General features: G+C 31.3%; 5 protein-coding genes. All 5 read left to right on the top strand.

Features of this window, described 5'->3' with window-relative positions; genetic code table 11:
- The first annotated feature begins 859 nt into the window (after nucleotides 1-859).
- The 5 genes from Q0945_RS15545 to Q0945_RS15530 all read left to right on the top strand — a co-directional run bounded on the left by Q0945_RS15545 (nucleotide 860) and on the right by Q0945_RS15530 (nucleotide 5,878).
- Nucleotides 860-1,900, top strand: a complete 1,041-nt coding sequence (locus Q0945_RS15545; RefSeq protein WP_299436424.1) for a serine hydrolase domain-containing protein — start codon at nucleotides 860-862, stop codon at nucleotides 1,898-1,900.
- A 380-nt stretch (nucleotides 1,901-2,280) separates the two neighbouring features.
- Complete coding sequence (locus Q0945_RS16180) at nucleotides 2,281-2,598, top strand: DUF6660 family protein (protein ID WP_366136609.1); 318 nt, start codon at nucleotides 2,281-2,283, stop codon at nucleotides 2,596-2,598.
- 51 nt (nucleotides 2,599-2,649) lie between these two features.
- Complete coding sequence (locus Q0945_RS15540; protein ID WP_299436421.1) at nucleotides 2,650-4,836, top strand: TonB-dependent receptor; 2,187 nt, start codon at nucleotides 2,650-2,652, stop codon at nucleotides 4,834-4,836.
- A gap of 2 nt (nucleotides 4,837-4,838) precedes the next feature.
- Nucleotides 4,839-5,255, top strand: coding sequence for a transcriptional repressor (locus Q0945_RS15535; RefSeq protein WP_299436418.1), 417 nt, complete (start codon nucleotides 4,839-4,841; stop codon nucleotides 5,253-5,255).
- Nucleotides 5,256-5,368: 113 nt separating this feature from the next.
- Nucleotides 5,369-5,878 (top strand): isoprenylcysteine carboxylmethyltransferase family protein, encoded by a 510-nt coding sequence (locus tag Q0945_RS15530; RefSeq protein WP_299436415.1) that lies wholly within the window; start codon nucleotides 5,369-5,371, stop codon nucleotides 5,876-5,878.
- The last annotated feature ends 474 nt before the right edge of the window (nucleotides 5,879-6,352 follow it).

Raw genomic sequence — 6,352 nt, 5'->3', positions numbered from 1 at the left:
TATTAATTTTAAAAATTTATCTCTGGCTGACTGGTTAGCCTATACTTTCCCAGTCCGAAATCATAGCCGGGACGTTGCCAACCATTACCCATCAGAATCCGATAAATTCCTTGGGCTAAAGAGAAAAAAAACTCTAAAATGTTTATTAAAATTGGTAGATTTGACCCAAATATAATTAACTGAATAACAAAACTTGACATTAGACAAGATAAAAAGAAGCATACGATATTGTGATAACTGTTTTTTTAAAATATTTCAAAAATATAACATCCCAAAAAATGATTTTATGGTGTTATTTAGTTTGGTATCTAACAATTATAAGCATATACTTTGAAGCTTCACTAAAATTATGGGCTAGCTCTATAGGAATTTCACTTATCATCGGGTTTGCCCTAATACTATCCACTATTCAACAAGGCATAAAGCAAAATATTTGGGTAAAAATTAGACTTTTTTTGTTCCCTTTCTGTGTTTCTAGTTATTCAGCTACAATAAAAGATTATGATTTCATTCTATTATTTCCTAGTAATTTCTTACACTTATCTATTTCAATACTGAATTGCTTATTGTTTTTATTTCCAATTTGGTGCATAAAAACTTTCTATAGACCATAAGATACCCAATAAATTGAAATAACGGTTGGCAACAAGGGCTATAATTAATACGGGTTTTGATGCTTAACCCAAAGTTTTGGTATATTTACTAAGTCCGCCAAATCTTTTGATTTGGCTTTAATAAAGAAAAGATAAAACAAAATAAAAAAATTTGGCTAAGTGATTAATCGGAAATTCATTACTTTTAATTCCCGTACTAACCATAGCCGAGACGTTGGGCGTCATTTAAAAAAACAGTACAATTAATGAAAATCAGTTTAATAATTTTGACTTTTATCCTTTTAACTTCTTGCCAAACAAATGGACAAGGAAAAATGGAAAACTACGCAAAATTGACTTCAAAAATCGACTCAATAATTAGCGAAAATAAATTTAACGGTGTTATTTCTCTTTCAACTGATTCAATTGACATTTATTCGAAATCGTTTGGATTTTCGGATTTAGAAAATAAAACAAAGATTGATATAAACGACCAGTTCGTCATTGGCTCAATAAGTAAACAGATTACTGCTGTTTTGATTTTAAGAGAATACGAGAAAGGTAAAATTGGATTAAATGACACGATTGGTAAGTATCTGACCGAAATCAGTCAACCTTGGGCTAAACTCGTAACAATTCACCAGCTTCTTACTCATACGCACGGAATTACGGATTTAGATAAACCTCTGGAATTTAAAGAAGGTTCACAATTTCACTACTCGCAATTGGGATATGAATTACTAGCACAAATTCTTCAAAAAGTTACAAAAAAGACTTTTAGAGGTTTATCTACAGAGTTATTTGATAAATATGGATTAAAAAACACTTTTCACCCCAAAAATAAAGTATATAAGAACCTTGTTAAAGGCTACGAAGAAAATGAAAATGGGATTTTAGAATTTACCAAAAATAGCTTGTACAACTTTGTGGCGGCAGGTTCATTTATCTCAAATCTTGAGGACTTAAAAAGATGGAATCAATTACTATTCTCTGAGAAACTGGTCAAAAAAGAAACATTGGAGTTAATGAAAACTAAATATGCCACTCGAATTCACCCTATTTTTGAAACTGTAGAATATGGATATGGCTTATTATTTAAAGATGGCGAACAAAACATTCAGATTGGAGCACTAGGTTATGCACCAGGGTTTGTTTCCGCTTGCTACTATTATCCTCAGACAAATCTAAATCTCGTTGTATTGGAAAATACTGCAAATAACTTGAACGATTTCAAAAAGACATTTATAGTGCATACTGAAATAATGGAATTAATAAGAAAACGAACGCCCAACAATGGCTATAATTAATACGGGTTTTGGTGCTTAACCCAAAGTTTAGAGCCTTTAACCAAGTCCGCCAAATCTTTTTGATTTGGCTTTAAAACAAAAAAGATAAAACAAAATAAAAAGTTTTGGCTAAGTGCTTAATCGAAAGTTCACTACTTTTAATCCCCGTACTAACCATAGCCGAGACGTTGTGCATAATGCGGAAAAACGTGCTAAACATCAACATTTGAACTAAAAAAGCCAACCGCACAAACAGCACATTTATTTTTTCCAGCCACAAAAAGCCAACGCCAAAAAAATAAAAGAGCTGTTTTTAGCCAACGCTCAAAAACTGAACACAAACAGGATTAAGAAAAAACTTTGCAACACCATTGCATTGAAATTTATTTATCTTTGTGCCAATGAAATTTATTACTATCATACTATCATTAATAATACTTGTTTTGTCAATCAAACCTTGTTCTGACGGAAATAATGCCGAAGACCTGCACCAAGACGAAATAACTGCTAAACACAATCATCAAAATGATAGTGATGATACTTGTCCAATAACTTGTATTTGTAATTGTTGCGGAATCGCAATTACATATCAACCAATTCAAACTTTTGAATTAGGTATTAACAATGAAATTGCTACAGAAATTCTATCTGTTTATCAATCAATCTACAGATTTAATTTTCATTCCAACATCTGGCAACCGCCTCAATTGATTAGCTAATTTATTGACCAGAAGTCAAAAAATTTTAGTTAATTAATTTTTACATTTTCAATGAATAAATACATATTGAGCGCAATGCTCACAATCATAATGTGCTTTTCTATAAAAGCGCAAACATCTGATATACAAATAAAAGTAGTTTCAGAATCCGAAAACGAACCGTTATTTGGAGCAACAGTATATTTTGAGGAATTAGAAAAAGGGGCAGTAACCGATTTTGACGGAATTGCTACTTTTACAGAAATTCCAAATGGAGAACATATTATAATAATTTCATTTTTAGGTTTTGAACCCTTAAAAACTACTATTCAAATTCCAAATAATTCCGATTTAGTTTTCAAATTAAAAAGTGGCGGAAACGAATTGGACGAAGTTGTATTACAATCTTCAAGAAGCACGAGAACCGTTAAAAAAATTCCAACAAGAATAGAATTTATTGGTGCAGAGGAATTAGGCGAAAAAGCCATAATGAATCCTACCAATATTTCAATGGTACTTCGTGAAAGTACAGGAATTCAAATGCAACAAACTTCTTTAAGTAGTGGAAGTACAAATATTAGAATCCAAGGACTAGATGGACGTTACACACAACTTTTAAGAGATGGATTTCCTCTTTATGGTGGTTTTTCGAGTGGTTTGAGCATTTTGCAAATTCCGCCATTAGATTTACAACAATTTGAAATCATAAAAGGAAGTTCATCAACACTTTATGGTGGTGGAGCAATTGCAGGTTTAGTAAATATGGTTTCAAAAACACCAGACGAAGAACCAGCTTTAGATATTATGCTAACACAAACACAAGCATTGGGAAGTACAGCAAATGTATTTTACAGCAAACGAAATAACAAATTTGGTGTTTCGCTTTATGGTTCTGGTCATTATCAAAAGGCTTACGACCCAGAAGATGATGGATTTAGTAATTTGCCTAAAACAACTTCGATTTCTTTCAATCCAAAATTCTTTTATTATCCATCAGAAAAAACAACCTTTTGGATTGGTTTAAATGGAACTTACGATGACAGAATTGGTGGAGATATAACAAAAATTGAAAATGGCGAAAACGGAATCCATCAATATACAGAAGAAAATATCTCAAAAAGATTGAGCAGTCAAGCTGTTTACAATACGCAAATTGACTCGACAAGTTCATTAAATATAAAAAATAGCGTTTCCTTTTTTGATAGAAATCTAATTATACCAGATTTTAATTTTGACGGTAAACAAATCAATACGTTTACAGAAGTTACTTATCAAAAAGCAACTTCAAAAACTGATTGGATTTTTGGAGCAAACTTATATACTTCAAAGTTTGATGAGAATGATAGTGCAACTTTACAACGTGACCAAACAGATATAACGTATGGAATGTTTGCAAACAACATTTATGACCTTTCAGATAATTGGATTTTAGAAACTGGATTGAGAGCTGATTACAACACAGACTTTGGATTTTTTCCACTTCCAAGAGTTTCGTTATTGTATAAAAATGACAATGGATTTTCAAGCAGAATTGGTGGTGGTTTAGGCTACAAAATACCTGATATTTTCACAGAAGAAGCAGAATTTATAAATTTCGAAAATGTACTTGGTATAGATAAATCAAACTTAAAAGCAGAACGTTCTTATGGTTTAAATCTTGATTTTAATTACCAAACACGCTTGTTTGAAACTATTGGGTTTTCAATCAATCAACTTTTTTACGTATCAGCAATAAACAACGGTTTGTTATTAAATAGTACAGATAACGGATTGTTTGCATTTGAAAACGCAACAGACGAAATATTGAGCAAAGGAGCTGAAACAAACATAAAGTTTACATACAAAGACTTTCGATGGTTTTTAAATTATGCGCTAATAGATACTAAATTGAACTATTTAGCAGGAAATCCACAAAAACCACTAACTGCAAAACATAACGCAGGTAGTGTATTGATGTACGAATCTGAAAAATGGCGAATAGGATATGAAACATTTTATACTGGAAAGCAGTTTTTATCAAACGGAACTGAAACAACGGACTTTGTTACAATGGGTTTACTATTAATGCGTAATTTTAAATTTGGTAGTGCATTTGTGAACTTTGAAAATTTCACAGATAGAAGACAAAGTAGGTTCTCACCATTAGTTTTACCACCACACGAAAATCCTATATTTCCAGAAATATATGCACCAACAGATGGATTTATATTTAGTGTAGGTATAATAATTAAACCATTTGGAAACGAAGACCACGATTAATTATGCAAAAAATAGAAAAATTATTAGAATCTAAAAATATTCGTGTAACAGCAATGCGTTTGTTAATCTACAAGTTCCTTGCAGAAAAGCAAATTGCTGTTACATTAAGTGATATAGAAAATGCTTTTGAGAAAGCAGATAGAACAACGTTGTACAGAACCGTCAAAACATTTGAAGAAAAAGATATTGTACATCAAATAGACGATGGTACAGGAATTACAAAATATGCTTTGTGTGAAAATGGTTGTAATTGCGAAATTGAAAGGGATTTACATTTGCATTTTCATTGTAACAACTGTAACGAAACTGTTTGTTTAACAGAACATAAAATTCCTCAAATTAAAGTGCCTGATGGTTTTGTTTCAGAAAATGTAAACTTGGTAGTAAAAGGAATTTGTGATAAATGTAGTGGTCAGTAATTGCACTTCCATTGCATTGATATTTAGAGCACTTTTGTATCAAATTAGAAACTATGTTATTATTTGCTTATCTGATATTATATTTTTTATTGGTATTTGTATTAAGGTCAATTTTGCTTTGGAGAAAAACAGGAATAAATCCGCTTACGTTTAAAAAGACAGATAATGCTCACGATTATAATGGTAAGGTTTTTACATTTATCACAATCTTTGAGCTTATTGTTGTTGGAATCTATGCTTTTAAAAATGAGTGGTATGAATATTTGCTTCCATTTTGGTATTTAGAAAATCCTATTTTACAAAAGATTGGTTGGGCACTTTTGGTTATATCATTAATTGTAGTTTGGATTTCTCAAAGCCAAATGGCAAATTCTTGGAGAATTGGTATTGATGAAAACAACAAAACCAAATTAGTAACTAATAGAATGTTTTCAATTTCAAGAAACCCAATATTTTTAGGTATTATGATTGCGAATATTGGGTTATTTCTTGTAATTCCCAATGCATTCACTTTACTCATAACCTCATTATCTACACAAATAAGATTAGAGGAAGAGTTTTTAAAACGTGAATTTGGAAATGAATATATACAATACGCGGAAAAAGTGAGAAGATGGATTTAAACTAAAACACAGAATTGCCAACGCTCAAAGCCATACACATTTCCAGTCGCATCAACCACGCTTCACCAAAACTGTAAAAGAGTATGTCTTGCCAACGCTCACTTTTGAACAAAATAACAAACATCGGAAAACCAAGCTGAACGTGAAAAGCACTATGCACAACAATGTATATAAAACATAGCTATTACAGGCTTTCCGAGAGGTTTTTGTTTATTTATTGAGTCCGCCAATTTTTTATTTTTGTATATTTAAAAAATTAAAGATAAATAGAAAAAATAAAAAATCGGCTCGTGTATAATCCGAAAAGTTAGCGTCTTTTTGCACGCTACGTTTCATATACGAGACCGTTACCCTTAATGGCTGACCTGAAATGCGTACTCAAGAACTTAACGCAACGAATCTAAATTAATAGATTTGTTATTATGGTACGTAAAAAGAATACAAGACTTACCCATAAAGAAAGAGTCCAAATTG

The organism is uncultured Maribacter sp., assembly GCF_947500405.1.
GTDB lineage: Bacteria > Bacteroidota > Bacteroidia > Flavobacteriales > Flavobacteriaceae > Maribacter_B.
The sequence above is the reverse complement of the archived record's forward strand: the minus strand, read 5'-3'. Positions and strand labels throughout refer to the sequence as shown.

What these genes read in the sequence shown, in the direction of transcription:
- Q0945_RS15545 (WP_299436424.1), top strand. Translation starts at nt 860, where the DNA reads ATGAAAATCAGTTTAATAATTTTGACTTTTATCCTTTTAACTTCTTGC.
- Q0945_RS16180 (WP_366136609.1), top strand. Translation starts at nt 2,281, where the DNA reads ATGAAATTTATTACTATCATACTATCATTAATAATACTTGTTTTGTCA.
- Q0945_RS15540 (WP_299436421.1), top strand. Translation starts at nt 2,650, where the DNA reads ATGAATAAATACATATTGAGCGCAATGCTCACAATCATAATGTGCTTT.
- Q0945_RS15535 (WP_299436418.1), top strand. Translation starts at nt 4,839, where the DNA reads ATGCAAAAAATAGAAAAATTATTAGAATCTAAAAATATTCGTGTAACA.